13 protein-coding genes are annotated in these 13,653 nt (G+C 71.3%); 7 read left to right on the top strand and 6 right to left on the bottom strand.

Annotation, left to right across the window (positions count from 1 at the left end; all coding sequences use genetic code 11):
* Window positions 1-21: 21 nt before the first annotated feature.
* From ACFVDM_RS24930 to ACFVDM_RS24910, 5 genes are read right to left on the bottom strand one after another with little or no spacing between them, the layout of a single operon-like run.
* Window positions 22-753 carry a response regulator gene (locus ACFVDM_RS24930; RefSeq protein WP_383644149.1) on the bottom strand — a complete coding sequence of 244 codons (732 nt, stop codon included), beginning with the start codon at window positions 751-753 and terminating at the stop codon, window positions 22-24.
* Window positions 750-1,952 (bottom strand): sensor histidine kinase, encoded by a 1,203-nt coding sequence (locus tag ACFVDM_RS24925; protein WP_383644146.1) that lies wholly within the window; start codon window positions 1,950-1,952, stop codon window positions 750-752. Before ACFVDM_RS24925 ends, ACFVDM_RS24930 begins: the two co-directional genes overlap by 4 nt.
* Window positions 1,952-2,845 (bottom strand): SAM-dependent methyltransferase, encoded by an 894-nt coding sequence (locus tag ACFVDM_RS24920; protein ID WP_383644583.1) that lies wholly within the window; start codon window positions 2,843-2,845, stop codon window positions 1,952-1,954. The genes ACFVDM_RS24925 and ACFVDM_RS24920 overlap by 1 nt, the downstream gene beginning before the upstream one ends.
* 34 nt (window positions 2,846-2,879) lie before the next feature.
* Entirely contained in the window at window positions 2,880-3,584 is a 705-nt protein-coding gene (locus ACFVDM_RS24915) for a glycerophosphodiester phosphodiesterase (RefSeq protein ID WP_383644143.1), read from the bottom strand.
* Between the two features lie 26 nt (window positions 3,585-3,610).
* Window positions 3,611-4,645, bottom strand: coding sequence for an adenosine deaminase (locus ACFVDM_RS24910; RefSeq protein ID WP_383644140.1), 1,035 nt, complete (start codon window positions 4,643-4,645; stop codon window positions 3,611-3,613).
* Between the two features lie 123 nt (window positions 4,646-4,768).
* Here ACFVDM_RS24910 and ACFVDM_RS24905 point away from each other — a divergent pair, with 123 nt between their 5' ends.
* On the top strand, window positions 4,769-5,578 hold the full coding sequence (locus ACFVDM_RS24905; protein WP_383644137.1) for a DUF4190 domain-containing protein: 810 nt from the start codon (window positions 4,769-4,771) through the stop codon (window positions 5,576-5,578).
* 56 nt (window positions 5,579-5,634) lie between these two features.
* On the opposite strand, the gene ACFVDM_RS24900 is transcribed toward ACFVDM_RS24905, so the two are convergent.
* Window positions 5,635-6,219 carry an NADAR family protein gene (locus ACFVDM_RS24900; RefSeq protein ID WP_383644580.1) on the bottom strand — a complete coding sequence of 195 codons (585 nt, stop codon included), beginning with the start codon at window positions 6,217-6,219 and terminating at the stop codon, window positions 5,635-5,637.
* Between the two features lie 207 nt (window positions 6,220-6,426).
* On the opposite strand from ACFVDM_RS24900, the gene ACFVDM_RS24895 reads away from it, so the two are divergent.
* Genes ACFVDM_RS24895 through ACFVDM_RS24870 form a run of 6 tightly spaced genes read left to right on the top strand, consistent with a single transcriptional unit; the run spans window position 6,427 to window position 13,589 of the window.
* Entirely contained in the window at window positions 6,427-7,941 is a 1,515-nt protein-coding gene (locus ACFVDM_RS24895; RefSeq protein ID WP_383644135.1) for a gamma-aminobutyraldehyde dehydrogenase, read from the top strand.
* Between the two features lie 41 nt (window positions 7,942-7,982).
* Window positions 7,983-9,230, top strand: a complete 1,248-nt coding sequence (locus ACFVDM_RS24890) for a PotD/PotF family extracellular solute-binding protein (RefSeq protein ID WP_383644132.1) — start codon at window positions 7,983-7,985, stop codon at window positions 9,228-9,230.
* 49 nt (window positions 9,231-9,279) lie between these two features.
* Window positions 9,280-10,428, top strand: coding sequence for an ABC transporter ATP-binding protein (locus ACFVDM_RS24885; RefSeq protein WP_383644129.1), 1,149 nt, complete (start codon window positions 9,280-9,282; stop codon window positions 10,426-10,428).
* Window positions 10,425-11,351, top strand: a complete 927-nt coding sequence (locus ACFVDM_RS24880) for an ABC transporter permease (protein ID WP_383644126.1) — start codon at window positions 10,425-10,427, stop codon at window positions 11,349-11,351. Before ACFVDM_RS24885 ends, ACFVDM_RS24880 begins: the two co-directional genes overlap by 4 nt.
* Entirely contained in the window at window positions 11,351-12,151 is an 801-nt protein-coding gene (locus tag ACFVDM_RS24875) for an ABC transporter permease (protein WP_383644123.1), read from the top strand. The genes ACFVDM_RS24880 and ACFVDM_RS24875 overlap by 1 nt, the downstream gene beginning before the upstream one ends.
* 22 nt (window positions 12,152-12,173) lie before the next feature.
* Window positions 12,174-13,589 carry an NAD(P)/FAD-dependent oxidoreductase gene (locus ACFVDM_RS24870; protein WP_383644120.1) on the top strand — a complete coding sequence of 472 codons (1,416 nt, stop codon included), beginning with the start codon at window positions 12,174-12,176 and terminating at the stop codon, window positions 13,587-13,589.
* The last annotated feature ends 64 nt before the right edge of the window (window positions 13,590-13,653 follow it).

Below are 13,653 nucleotides of genomic sequence, written 5' to 3'. Positions count from 1 at the left end.
GGATCACCCGCCCCCGGCGGATCACCCGCCCGGGGGTTTCACCGGGGGAGACGGTCTCCCCTGTGCGGGGGAGGCGGCGGCCGCCCCTCCCTCGGACGAGGGAGACACCAGACCGCACTCGTACGCGCAGATGACCGCCTGGATCCGGTCCCGGAGCCCCAGTTTGGAGAGCACATGGCCGACATGCGTCTTCACCGTGTGCTCGCTGACCACGAGGGCCGCCGCGATCTCCGCGTTCGACAGCCCCCGCGCCAGATGCAGCAGCGTCTCGCGCTCCCGCCCTGTCAGCACCTCCAGCCGTGCCGAGGGCTCCGCCGCCGGAGCGGCGGCCGGACGCGCGGTGTACGCGGCGATCAGCCGGCGGGCCACCGACGGCGCCAGCAGCGAGTCGCCCGCCGCCACCACCCGGACCGCGTGCACCAGATCGTCCCGCCGCACGTCCTTGAGCAGGAAACCGCTCGCCCCCGCGTGCAGCGCCTCGTAGACGTACTCGTCCGAGTCGAACGTGGTCAGCATGACCGTCCGGCACCCGCCCGCCGCCGTGATCGCACGGCAGGCCTCGATGCCGTCCGTGCCGGGCATCCGGATGTCCAGCAGCGCCACCTCGGGCGCGAGCCGCCGCACCGCGTCCACCGCCGCCGCCCCGTCGCCGGCCTCGGCCACCACCTCGATGTCCGGCTGCGCGTCCAGGATCATCGCGAAGCCGCTGCGCACCAGCTCCTGATCGTCCGCCACCACCACGCGGATCGTCACCGCACCACCCCCGTCTCCTCGTCCCGCGCCCGGCCGGGCCGGGCGTGCGGGATGATCACCTCGACCCGGAATCCCCTGCCGTCCGGACCCGGACCCGTGCGGGCCGTCCCGCCGTGTGCCGCCGCGCGCTCCCGGATGCCGGTGAGACCGTGCCCCGCCCCGCCGCCGGGGCCGCGCCCGTCGTCCGTGACCGTGACGGTCAGCGCCTCGGACCCGTGGTCCAGTACCACCCGGGCCGTCCTCGCGCCGGCATGGCGCACCACATTGGTCAGGGCCTCCTGCACGATCCGGTAGACCGTCGTCCCGACCGCGTCGCCCGGTGGCCGGGCCTCGCCCGTCACCTCGTAGCCCACGGCCGGGCCGCCGCCCGCGCCCACCCGCTCCACCAGTGCCCCGATCCCGTCCAGGGAGGGCTGCGGGGAGCGGGGGGAATCCGGTGCGGAGGCGTCGTCGCGCAGCACACCGAGCATCCGCCGCAGCTGCACCATCGCGTCCCTGCCGGTCTCCGAGATCGCGTCGAACGCCGCCTCCGCGCGCTCCGGTGCCGTACGGACCGCCACCGGACCCGCCTCCGCCTGCACGATCATCAGGCTCACCGCATGGGAGAGGATGTCGTGCATCTCCCGCGCGATACGGGCCCGTTCGCGCGCGGCCGCCCGCTCCGCCTCGATGCGCCGCGTCAGTTCCAGCTGCCGCGCCCGGTCCTCCACCGCCCACAGGTACGCCTTCCGCGTCACCGTGAAGCGCCCGAAGGCGTAGGCCGCGGCGAACACGAAGAGCGAGAAGAGCAGTTCGCGCAGTTCGTTGCCGCCCACGCCGACCGAGACCACCACACCGGCCGCCGTGAGCACGCCGATCGCGATGCGCTTCGGCGCGGAGGACCGTTCCGCCACCGTGTACAGCGCCACCAGCCCGGTGTACGGCAGCGGCTGGCCCGGCCCGTCCACGGCCAGCCGGTAGAGCGCGCCGGTGGCGAGCACCGCCACGAGGACCGTGACCGGCGCCCTGCGCCGGGCGATCAGCGGCACCACCGTCAGGGTCGTCAGCCCGTACGCCGGCCAGGTGGCCTCCGGCAGTTCCGGGGCGCGCGGCACGACGAACGGCATCGTCATGGCGGCCTGGACCAGCAGCGCGACGAGCAGGTCGACGGTGCGCGGCCCGGCCGCGAGGGCCCGTGCCCGCAGGGTGCGAATGCGCATCAGGGCTTCCGCGCCACCGCGCCGAACTGCGCGACCTCGGCGTCGGCCGTGCCGGGCGCGGACCGCCAGCGGGAGCACGACACGATCCCCGGGTCCAGCAGGTCGAGACCGTCGAAGAAGGAGGCGAACGCGAAGCGGTCGCGCGCGGTGATCGGGGGAGTGGCGTGCTCGTTCCAGAACCTCATCGCCGCCTCGTTGCCCTCGCCGCCCAGTTCCAGGGTGGGGTGGGTCAGGACCAGGTGGCTGCCGGAGGGCACCGCGTCCATCAGCCGCCGGACGATGGACAGCGCCTCGTCGGTGTCGGGGACGAAGTTCAGTATGCCCAGCATCATCACCGCGACCGGACGGTCCAGGTCCAGGGTCGGCCGGGCGGCCCGCAGGATCCGCTCGGGGTCCCGGGCGTCCGCCTCGACGTACTCGGTGGCGCCCTCGGGGGTGCTGGTCAGCAGGGCGCGGGCGTGCGCCAGGACGATCGGGTCGTGGTCGACGTAGACCACGCGGGCGTCCGGCGCGGTGTGCTGGGCGACCTCATGTGTGTTGTCCGCGGTCGGCAGCCCGGTGCCGATGTCCAGGAACTGGCCGATGCCCGCGTCCCCGGCGAGATACCGCACCACCCGGCCCAGGAACCGCCGGTCGGCGCGCGCCACTTCGCCGATGGCCGGATACATGCCGGTCACCGAGTCCCCGACCGCGCGGTCGACGGGGAAATGGTCCGTGCCGCCGAGCCAGTAGTTCCAGACCCGGGCGTTGTGCGCCACATCCGAACGGACGCGGGCGGGAAGGTGGTTGCTGTGGGGGACGGTCACGTCGGGCTCCTTGGCGCCGGCCCGGGACCCGCCGGACGGATCGCGCCGGGCCCGCGGGCCCGGTCCGGACGGAGGCCCCGGCATCATGGACGGTGAGGCGCCGTCCATGATGCCGGACCGATCAAGACCCCTGCGCCGCGGCGGAGTTCGCCAGCGTCCTGCGCAGGACGTCGATCCGGTTGGTGGTGACGGAGTCGACTCCGTCCCGGACCAGTCGGCGCATCGTGCGTCCGGTGTCCGCCGTCCACGCCGAGACCAGCAGTCCGTCGCGGTGGACGCGTTCCGTCAGCTCCCTGCTCACCAGCCCGAAGCGGTAGTTGAGCCAGCGCGGCCGGACCGCCTCCAGCAGCGCGGGCCGGGGCGGCGCCAGCGTCGTCCAGGTCAGCGCGATCTCGGCGGAGGGATCGGCGGCCCGCACCCGGAGCATCGCCTCCGCCCCCGCGCAGTACAGCGTGCGCTCGCCCGCCCCGCACTCCCGGACCACCCCGACGACACCGCGCACCGAGGCGTCCGTGGTACCGGGCAGATCGATCATCAGGCGGTGCGCGCCGGCCGCGAGCAGCGCCTCGCGCAGCGTCGGCACCCCGCCGCCGGTCAGCCCGGTCAGCTCCGCGTGGGTCAGCCGGTCCAGCCGCACGTCATGACCCCACAGCCGCTCCAGCGTGGCGTCGTGCAGCAGGACCGGCACGCCGTCGCGGGTGACGCGGACGTCGATCTCGACGACGTCCGCCCCCCGTTCCAGCGCGGACCGGATCGAGGGCAGGGTGTTCTCACGGACGCGGTACGGATCGCCGCGGTGGGCGACGGCGGTGACAGCAGTGGCCATGGGGCCATTGTCACCGCCCGGGGCCCTCACCGCCCGGTGCTCTCCAGCCACCGCGTCGTGTACGTGTCGATCTCGGTGGTGAGCGCGCGCTTCCCGGCCGGGTCGAGGAACGAGGCCTCCACGGCGTTCCTCGCGAGCGCGGCGAGTCCCCGCTCGTCCAGGTCCAGCAGGCGGGCCGCCACCGCGTACTCGTTGTTGAGGTCGGTGCCGAACATCGGCGGGTCGTCGCTGTTGATGGTGACGAGGACCCCGGCGTCCACCATCTCCTTCAGCGGGTGCTCCTCTATCACGGGCACCGCCCGCGTCGCCACGTTCGACGTGGGGCAGACCTCCAGGGCGATGCGGTGCTCGGCCAGGTGCTCCAGCAGCCGCGGATCGCGGACCGAACTGGTGCCGTGGCCGATGCGCTCGGCCCGCAGCTCCGTCAGCGCGTCCCAGACCGTCTGCGGCCCGGTGGTCTCCCCGGCGTGCGGCACGGAGTGCAGGCCCGCGGCGATCGCCCGGTCGAAGTACGGCTTGAACTGCGGCCGGTCCACCCCGATCTCCGGTCCGCCCAGTCCGAAGGAGACGAGCCCCTCCGGCCTCAGGTCCACGGCCAGCCGCGCGGTCTCCTCGGCCGATTCCAGACCGGCCTCGCCCGGAATGTCGAAGCACCAGCGCAGGACGACCCCCAGCTCGGACTCGGCGGCCTTCCGGGCGTCCTCGATGGCCTCCATGAAGGCCTGCTCGGGGATGCCCCGGCGGGTCGAGGAGAAGGGCGTCACGGTCAGCTCGGCGTAACGGATGTTCTGCCGCGCCATGTCGCGGGCGACCTCGAAGGTCAGCAGCCGGACGTCCTCGGGGGTGCGGATCAGGTCCACGACCGAGAGGTACACCTCGATGAAGTGGCGGAAGTCGGTGAACGTGAAGTAGTCGGCCAGGGCCTCGGGGGCGGTCGGGACCTTGGAGTCCGGATGGTGCGCGGCCAGCTCGGCGACGATACGGGGCGAGGCGGAGCCGACGTGGTGCACATGCAGTTCGGCCTTGGGCAGCCCCGCGATGAAGGGGTGCAGATCGGTCATCGGATCCTCCGGGTGCGGGAGTTGACAGGCGGCCCGGGGGGCCAGTGGCACCGGGCAGGGGACGGGAGTCATCGTAGGCCGGGGCGGGCCGTAGCATGTCGGGCATCACGATGGGGGAGGCCCATGTCAGACAACACAGAACGGCCCGCGGACGCGGCCGCGCCGCGCGATCCGTGGGCTGCGCCGGACAGCAGGGTCCCGCTGGAGAAGAACACGGCGAACACCCCGGCCGCACCCTCGACGCCGGAGGACGCCGCGAGCGCCCCCGCACCGTCGCCCGTGCACGACCAGCAGACCGTCGCCGCGATGCCCGGCCAGGACCCGGCAGCGCCGTCCGGCCCGGGGGGCCCGGACCAGGCACCGCCCGCCGCTCACCCCGCGCAGGGCCCCGCCGGTGCGCCCGGCCCCGCCGCCGGCCCCTGGCAGGGACCCGGCGCGGTGCCGCCCCCGCCGGTCGGCCCGAACGGCCCGGGACAGCCGGCCGCCGGACCGTACGGCTACCCGGCCCCGGCCGGTCAGGGCCAGTACGGCTACCCCGCGGGGGCGCCGCAGTACGGCGACTACGCGGGCTACCCCGGATACACCGGCTACCCCGCGAACGGCTGGGGACCCGCCCCCGCGAACGGGCTGGGCATCGCCTCGCTGGTGCTCGGCATCATCTCCGTGGTGCTGTTCTGCCTGTGGGGCCTCGGCATCGTCCTGGGCGTCCTCGCGCTGATCTTCGGTCTCATAGGCCGCGGCCGGGCCAAGAGGGGAGAGGCCGACAACGCCGGTGTGGCACTGGCGGGCATCATCCTCGGCTCGGTCGGCATGGTCGTCAGCGCGGCCTTCCTGGGGCTGATGATCTGGGGCATCTCCTCGGGCAACTTCGACACCGAGGAGAGCGACACGGTCTACGAGCCGACCTCGCTGGTCGTCGACGTGAACCACTAGCGAACCCCGGCCCGTGCGGGGCGGCGGGGTCTTCCCGCCGCCCCGCACGGGCCGTCTCATATCGCCCCGGTGTCCTCCCGCTCGCGCAGCACCGCGCGGGCCTCCATCAGCGCGAAGCCCAGCAGATTCCGCCCGCGCCAGAGCGCCGGGTCCTGCGCGCGGGGATCGTCGGCCGCCAGCCCGATCCCCCAGACCCGGTCCATCGGGCTGGCCTCGACCAGCACCCGGTCCCCGGTGGTGAGCAGGAAGGCGCCCAGCTCCGGGTGGCCGCCGAACTTGTGGACACTGCCCTCGGTCACCAGCCGGTACCGCTCGCGCTCCCAGACGGTCTCGTCGAAACCGCGGACCAGTCGGCCCACCTTCTTCGCCTCGGCCGGGCTCCTGGCCGCCACCGCCCGCTCCGCCGCCTCCGCGTCCCCGAAGAGCCGCGCCTTCCCGGCCATCATCCAGTGCTCCGCCGACGCGTACGCCACACCGCCGACGGTGAACGGGGAGGGCCACCACTGGCTCAGGCAGCTCGCGCCGATCCGGCCGTCCGGCCGCGGCCGGTGCCCCCAGAACAGCAGATACTTCGCCCGCTCACCGCGCGCGGTCCGCGCCACGAGCGCCTCGACGTCCCGGACGTCCCCGATGTGCTCCATGACACGCGAGTCTGTCATCCGCCACTGACACTCCGTACGGTGAATTCCGTGCCGACGCGACACATGGTCGACAGATTCCGTCGCGTAACCAAAAGGCAACAACGGAATCACTTGTTGGGTGCGGCCCCCTCTGTCAGGATCGGCACTCAAATCGAGCAGAAGCTACGCCGCCCCCGGTCTGCGGGGACAGCGGCGGAGGAGAGCGTGATGGGCAAGGGCTTCCAGGTGCAGGACCGCTTCGCGGACGGCGCGCAGTACATCGGGGGAAGGCTGCGGTCCGGCACGTCAGGACGGACGCACGCCGTGGTGAACCCGGCGAACGGCGAGACCGTCTACACCTACGAACTGGCCTCGGCCGCGGACGTGGACGCGGCCGTGGCCGCCGCCCGCGCGGCCTTCCCCGGCTGGTCGTCGGCCACCCCCGCCGAGCGGTCGGAGGCCATGCACCGCTTCGCCGAGGTCCTGGCCGCCCGCGCCGAGGAGTTCGCGTACGCGGAATCCCTCCAGTGCGGCAAGCCGGTCAAGCTCTCCACCGAGTTCGACGTCCCCGGCACGGTCGACAACACCGCCTTCTTCGCCGGGGCCGCCCGCCATCTGGAGGGGAAGTCCGCCGCCGAGTACGACGGCGACCACACCTCGTACGTACGGCGCGAGGCGATCGGAGTGATCGGCTCCGTCGCGCCCTGGAACTACCCGCTCCAGATGGCCGCCTGGAAGGTGCTGCCGGCCGTCGCGGCCGGGAACACCATCGTGCTGAAGCCCGCCGAGATCACCCCCCTGACCTCGCTGATGTTCGCCCAGGCCGCCACCGAGGCCGGGATCCCGGACGGCGTCGTCAACATCGTCACCGGCACCGGCAAGGAGGCCGGGGAACACCTCGTCGGCCACCCCGACGTCGTGATGACCTCCTTCACCGGCTCCACCGCCGTCGGCAAGCGCGTCGCGGAGATCGCCACCGCCACCGTCAAGCGGCTCCACCTGGAACTCGGCGGCAAGGCCCCCTTCGTCGTCTTCGACGACGCCGACCTGGAGGCCGCCGCGAACGGGGCGGTCGCCGGCGCCCTCATCAACACCGGCCAGGACTGCACCGCGGCCACCCGCGCCTACGTCCAGCGCCCCCTGTACGACGCCTTCGTCCGCGAGGTCGCCGCCCTCATGGAGACCGTCCGGGTCGGTGACCCCTTCGCCCCGGACACCGACCTCGGCCCGCTGATCAGCCACGCCCAGCGCGACCGGGTGGCCGGCTTCGTCGAGCGCGCCCGCGGCTACGCCACCGTCGTCACCGGCGGCGAGGCCCCCGGCGGCGCCCTGGCCGACGGCGCCTACTACCGGCCGACCCTGGTCACCGGGGCCGCGCAGGACAGCGAGATCGTCCAGTCCGAGATCTTCGGTCCGGTCCTGGTCGTGCTGCCCTTCGACACCGACGACGAGGGCATCGCCCTGGCCAACGACACCCCCTACGGACTCGCCGCCTCCGCCTGGACCCGCGACGTCTACCGGGCGGGCCGCGCCACCCGCGAGATCAAGGCCGGCTGCGTCTGGGTCAACGACCACATTCCGATCATCAGCGAGATGCCGCACGGCGGATACAAGGCCAGCGGCTTCGGCAAGGACATGTCGGCGTACTCCTTCGAGGAGTACACGCAGGTCAAGCACGTCATGTACGACAACACCGCGGTGGCCCGGAAGGACTGGCACCGCACGATCTTCGGGGACCGATAGACCGGCCCGAGGGCCGACACCCACCCGGAAGGGCAACGCGCATGGAGCAGTACGAGCCCGAGCGTCTCTCCGCGGCCCAGCTGGCCGCGATGCGTCGCACACTGACCAACGGCAGGGGAGCCCTCACCCGCCGCTCGCTGCTGCGCGCCTCAGGCATGGGCGCGCTGGCGATCGGCGGACTGGGCACCCTGAGCGCGTGCGGCATCCCCGCCGCCCAGCGCCAGGGCGACGCCGAGGCCTCGGACGACCACTCGGCCAAGGAGAAACAGGTCAACTTCTCCAACTGGACCGAGTACATGGACGTCACCGAGGACGGCAAGCACCGGCCCACCCTGGAGGCGTTCACCAAGCGCACCGGGATCAAGGTCAAGTACACCGAGGACATCAACGACAACGTCGAGTTCTTCGGGAAGATCAAGCCGCAGCTCGCCGCGGGCCAGGACACCGGACGCGACATCATCTGCGTCACCGACTGGCTGGCCGCCCGCATCGTCCGCCTGGGCTGGGCGCAGAAGCTCGACCCCTCGCACCTGCCGCACGCGTTCGCGAACCTCTCCGACCAGTTCCGCGCCCCAGACTGGGACCCCGGACGCGCCCACTCCTACCCCTGGGCCGGGATCCCCGCCGTCATCGCGTACAACTCCAAGGCGACCGGCGGGCGCCGGATCGACTCGGTCAGCCAGTTGCTGGACGACCCGAAGCTCAAGGGCCGGGTCAGCTTCCTGTCGGAAATGCGCGACTCCATCGGCATGACCCTGCTCGACATGGGCAAGGACCCCGCCCACTTCACCGACGCCGACTACGACGCCGCCATCGGGCGGCTCCAGAAGGGCGTCGACCGCAACCAGATCCGCCGCTTCACCGGCAACGACTACACCGCCGACCTGGACAAGGGCGATATCGCCGCCTGTGTCGCCTGGGCCGGCGACATCATCCAGCTCCAGGCCGGCAACCCGGACATCAAGTACGCGATCCCCGCCGCCGGCTACGTCATCTCCAGCGACAACATGCTCGTCCCCGCGGGCGCCCGGCACCGCACCAACGCCGAACGGCTCATGGACTACTACTACGAGCCCCCGGTCGCCGCCCAGCTCGCCGCGTACATCAACTTCGTCTGCCCGGTCGACGGGGTCCGCGAGGAACTGGCCAAGATCGACCGGTCCATGGCGGACAACCCCCTGATTCTCCCGGACAAGGAGATGGCGGCCAAGTCGCACGCCTTCCGTTCCCTCACCTCCGAGGAGGAGACGGCGTACGAGGAGAAGTTCGCCAAGCTCATCGGCGCCTGACGCCGGGCCCTCCCCCTGATCTCCCTCTGACACACTGGGACCGCGATCCATGACACAGCAGCAGACAGGCGGCGACGTCCGCCTCACCGGGATCAGCAAGACGTACGGCTCCTTCGCCGCCGTCCACCCGCTCGATCTGACCGTCCCGCAGGGCTCCTTCTTCGCGCTGCTCGGCGCGTCGGGCTGCGGCAAGACCACCACCCTGCGGATGATCGCCGGGCTGGAGGAGGCCACCACCGGCACCGTCACCCTCGGCGGCACGGACATCACCGCCCTGCCCCCGTACAAGCGGCCGGTCAACACCGTCTTCCAGAGCTACGCGCTCTTCCCGCACCTGGACATCGCCGAGAACGTCGCCTTCGGACTGCGCAGGCGCGGCATCAAGTCGGTGAAGAAGCAGGTCGACGAGATGCTGGAGCTCGTCCAGCTCGGGGACTTCGCCAAGCGCAAGCCGCACCAGCTCTCCGGCGGCCAGCAGCAGCGCGTCGCCGTCGCCCGCGCCCTGATCAACCACCCCCGGGTGCTGCTCCTCGACGAGCCGCTCGGCGCCCTCGACCTCAAGCTCCGCCGGCAGATGCAGCTCGAACTCAAGCGCATCCAGACCGAGGTCGGCATCACGTTCATCCACGTCACCCACGACCAGGAGGAGGCCATGACGATGGCCGACACCGTCGCCGTGATGAACGCCGGACGGGTCGAACAGCTCGGTGCCCCCGCCGATCTGTACGAGAACCCGCAGACCACCTTCGTCGCCAACTTCCTCGGCACCTCCAACCTCATCGAGGGCGAGGTCGTCTCCGCCGGGGACGAGATCACCGTCTCGGCCGGCGGCGGAAAGCTCCGGCTCCCGGCCGGACGCTGTTCGGGCCCCACCGACAACGGCGGCAAACTGCTCCTCGGCATCCGCCCGGAGAAGATCTCGCTCAGCCGCGCCGACGAGGCCGACGCGATAGCCGACGGCCGCAACCGGGTCACCGGCCGGATCGTCGACTCCAGCTTCATCGGGGTCTCCACGCAGTACGTTGTGGAGAGCCCGGCGGGCAAGGCCCTGCACGTGTACGAGCAGAACGTCGAGTCCCGCTCCGGCCTCACCCCCGGGGCCGAGGTCGTGCTGCACTGGAACCCGGACCACACGTTCGGTCTGGACGCGGCCCAGGACATCGACGCGGGGACCGAGACGGTGGAGGACGCGGCGTGAGCCCCACCCAGGAGGCGCCGCCGGTCCCCGCCGCCGAACCGGTCCTGCGCAAGCCCTCCACGCGCAAGCGCCTCGTCCCCTACTGGCTGCTGCTCCCCGGCATCCTGTGGCTCGTCGTCTTCTTCGCCCTGCCGCTGGTCTACCAGGCCTCCACCTCCGTACAGACCGGCTCCCTGGAGCAGGGCTTCGAGGTCACCTGGCACTTCCGCACCTACTGGGACGCGCTGGCCGACTACTACCCGCAGTTCATCCGCTCGCTGCTGTACGCCGGCACCGCGACGCTCCTGTGCCTGCTGCTCGGCTATCCGCTCGCCTACCTCATCGCCTTCAAGGCGGGGCGCTGGCGCAATGTGGTGCTGGTGCTGGTCATCGCCCCGTTCTTCACCAGCTTCCTGATCCGCACGCTGGCCTGGAAGACGATCCTCGCGGACGGCGGCGCGGTCGTCGACGTACTGAACACCCTGCACGTCCTGGACGTCACCAGCTGGCTCGGCTGGACCGAGAACAACCGGGTGCTGGCCACGCCGATGGCGGTGGTCTGCGGTCTCACGTACAACTTCCTGCCGTTCATGATCCTTCCGCTCTACACCTCGCTGGAACGGATCGACGGCCGGCTCCACGAGGCCGCAGGGGACCTGTACGCCACCCCCGCCACCACCTTCCGCAAGGTGACGTTCCCGCTCTCCATGCCGGGTGTCGTCTCCGGGACCCTGCTGACCTTCATCCCGGCCAGCGGCGACTACGTCAACGCGGAACTGCTGGGCTCCACCGACACCAAGATGGTCGGCAGCGTGATCCAGACCCAGTTCCTGCGCGTGCTCGACTACCCGACGGCGGCCGCGCTCTCCTTCATCCTCATGGCGGTCGTCCTGATCGTGGTCACCGTCTACATCCGCCGCTCCGGGACGGAGGACCTGGTCTGATGCCCGTACTGCGCTGGCTCCGACGCCACCTGGTCGTCATCGCGGGTCTGCTGACCCTCGCCTACATGATCCTGCCGAACATCGTGGTGATGGTGTTCTCCTTCAACAAGCCGAAGGGGCGCTTCAACTACGCCTGGCAGCACTTCTCCCTGGACGCCTGGAAGGACCCCTGCGGTGTCGCCGACATGTGCGGCTCGCTCTCGCTCTCCCTCCAGATCGCGGTCTGGGCCACGGTCGGCGCGACCGTGCTCGGCACGATGATCGCCTTCGCCCTGGTCCGCTACCGCTTCCGGGCGCGCGGCGCGATCAACTCGCTGATCTTCCTGCCGATGGCGATGCCCGAGGTCGTCATGGCGGCCTCGCTGCTCACCCTGTTCCTCAACATGGGCGCGCAGCTGGGCTTCTGGACGATCCTCATCGCGCACATCATGTTCTGCCTCAGCTTCGTCGTGACGGCCGTCAAGGCGCGCGTCATGTCGATGGATCCGAGGCTGGAGGAGGCGGCCCGCGATCTGTACGCGGGACCGGTGCAGACGTTCCTGCGCGTGACGCTGCCCATCGCCGCACCCGGAATCGCCGCGGGAGCGCTGCTCGCGTTCGCGCTCTCCTTCGACGATTTCATCATCACCAATTTCAACGCGGGCTCCACCGTGACCTTCCCCATGTTCGTCTGGGGTTCGGCACAGCGCGGCACGCCCGTCCAGATCAACGTCATCGGGACGGCGATGTTCATCATTGCCGTCATGGTGGTTCTCGTCGGCCAGCTCGTCGCGAACCGGCGGAAAAACGCACGACCCTGAAAGTCCGAAGGAGTTGGAAACCATGGCCCCCGTCGCCATGCGTACTGCTGCACACTCACTCTCCGACGCGAAGCCGGTGTCCTTCTGGCTCGACGACCCCGGCCGGCCCGAGGCCCTTCCCGCACTCACCGGGGCCGAACACTGCGATCTGCTCGTCATCGGCGGCGGCTACAGCGGTCTGTGGACCGCCCTGCTCGCCAAGGAACGCGAACCGGAACGCGATGTCGTGCTGATCGAGGGCCACGAGACGGGCTGGGCCGCCTCGGGGCGCAACGGAGGGTTCTGTGCCGCCTCCCTCACCCACGGACTGCCCAACGGGCTGGAGCGCTGGCCCGGCGAGATCGCCCGGCTGGAGGAGATGGGGGCCCGCAACCTCGACGCCATCGAGGAGGCGGTGGCCCGCTACGGCATCGACTGCGAGTTCGAGCGGACCGGTGAGATCGATATCGCCACCGAGCCCCATCAACTCGATGAGCTGCGGGAATGGCAGCGCGACGCCGAACGCCTGGGCTTCGGAGGGGTCGAGTTCCTGGACCGCGACGCCCTGCGCGAGGAGGTCGATTCGCCGACCTTCCTGGGCGGTCTGTGGGACCGCCGCGGGGTGGCGATGCTGCACCCCGCCAAGCTGGTCTGGGGGCTGAAGCGCGCCTGCCTCGACCTGGGGGTGCGGATCTATGAGCACACCCGCGGACTGGAGCTCGCCAGGACCACAAGCGGAATGGCGGTACGGACCCCGTACGGCAAGGTGTTCGCCCGCCGGGTCGCGCTGGGCACCAATATCTTCCCCTCGCTCGTGAAGCGGGTGCGCCCCTATACCGTCCCGGTCTACGACTACGCGCTGATGACCGAGCCGCTGACCGCGGACCAGCTCGCCGCCATCGGCTGGAAGAACCGTCAGGGACTGGGTGACAGCGCCAATCAGTTCCACTACTTCCGCCTTTCCGCGGACAACCGGATCCTGTGGGGCGGATACGACGCGATCTATCCGTACGGGGGCCGGCTCAGCGCCGATCTCGATCAGCGGCCGGAGACCTTCCTGAAACTCGCCGGGCAGTTCTTCACCTGCTTCCCGCAATTGGAGGGGGTGCGCTTCAGCCACGCCTGGGGCGGCGCGATCGACACCTGTTCGCGTTTCTCCGCCTTCTTCGGTACGGCGCACCAGGGCCGGGTCGCCTATGCCGCCGGATTCACCGGGCTCGGCGTCGGCGCCACCCGGTTCGGCGCCGATGTGATGCTCGACCTGCTCGCGGGCGAACGGACCGAGCGCACCGCGCTGGAGATGGTGCGCAGCAAGCCGATGCCGTTCCCGCCCGAGCCGCTGGCCTGGGCCGGGATCGAGCTGACCAAGCGGTCCCTGGCCAGGGCGGACGCCAACGGCGGACACCGCAATCTCTGGCTGCGGACGATGGACCGCCTGGGCCTCGGTTTCGACAGCTGAACCCGCACGGCCCCGGGCCGTGACACAGCTCACTTCGGCCGCCGGGCCGAACCCGCGTAAGGGT

Source organism: Streptomyces sp. NPDC057682, assembly GCF_042799575.1.
Classification (GTDB): domain Bacteria; phylum Actinomycetota; class Actinomycetes; order Streptomycetales; family Streptomycetaceae; genus Streptomyces.
This window is presented reverse-complemented; position numbering and strand designations above follow the sequence as displayed.

Excerpts from the sequence above, each read along its gene's own strand:
- ACFVDM_RS24925 (WP_383644146.1), bottom strand. The coding sequence starts at position 1,952 with ATGCGCATTCGCACCCTGCGGGCACGGGCCCTCGCGGCCGGGCCGCGC.
- ACFVDM_RS24920 (WP_383644583.1), bottom strand. The coding sequence starts at position 2,845 with ATGATGCCGGGGCCTCCGTCCGGACCGGGCCCGCGGGCCCGGCGCGAT.
- ACFVDM_RS24915 (WP_383644143.1), bottom strand. The coding sequence starts at position 3,584 with ATGGCCACTGCTGTCACCGCCGTCGCCCACCGCGGCGATCCGTACCGC.
- ACFVDM_RS24910 (WP_383644140.1), bottom strand. The coding sequence starts at position 4,645 with ATGACCGATCTGCACCCCTTCATCGCGGGGCTGCCCAAGGCCGAACTG.
- ACFVDM_RS24905 (WP_383644137.1), top strand. The coding sequence starts at position 4,769 with ATGTCAGACAACACAGAACGGCCCGCGGACGCGGCCGCGCCGCGCGAT.
- ACFVDM_RS24900 (WP_383644580.1), bottom strand. The coding sequence starts at position 6,219 with ATGGAGCACATCGGGGACGTCCGGGACGTCGAGGCGCTCGTGGCGCGG.
- ACFVDM_RS24895 (WP_383644135.1), top strand. The coding sequence starts at position 6,427 with ATGGGCAAGGGCTTCCAGGTGCAGGACCGCTTCGCGGACGGCGCGCAG.
- ACFVDM_RS24890 (WP_383644132.1), top strand. The coding sequence starts at position 7,983 with ATGGAGCAGTACGAGCCCGAGCGTCTCTCCGCGGCCCAGCTGGCCGCG.
- ACFVDM_RS24885 (WP_383644129.1), top strand. The coding sequence starts at position 9,280 with ATGACACAGCAGCAGACAGGCGGCGACGTCCGCCTCACCGGGATCAGC.
- ACFVDM_RS24875 (WP_383644123.1), top strand. The coding sequence starts at position 11,351 with ATGCCCGTACTGCGCTGGCTCCGACGCCACCTGGTCGTCATCGCGGGT.
- ACFVDM_RS24870 (WP_383644120.1), top strand. The coding sequence starts at position 12,174 with ATGGCCCCCGTCGCCATGCGTACTGCTGCACACTCACTCTCCGACGCG.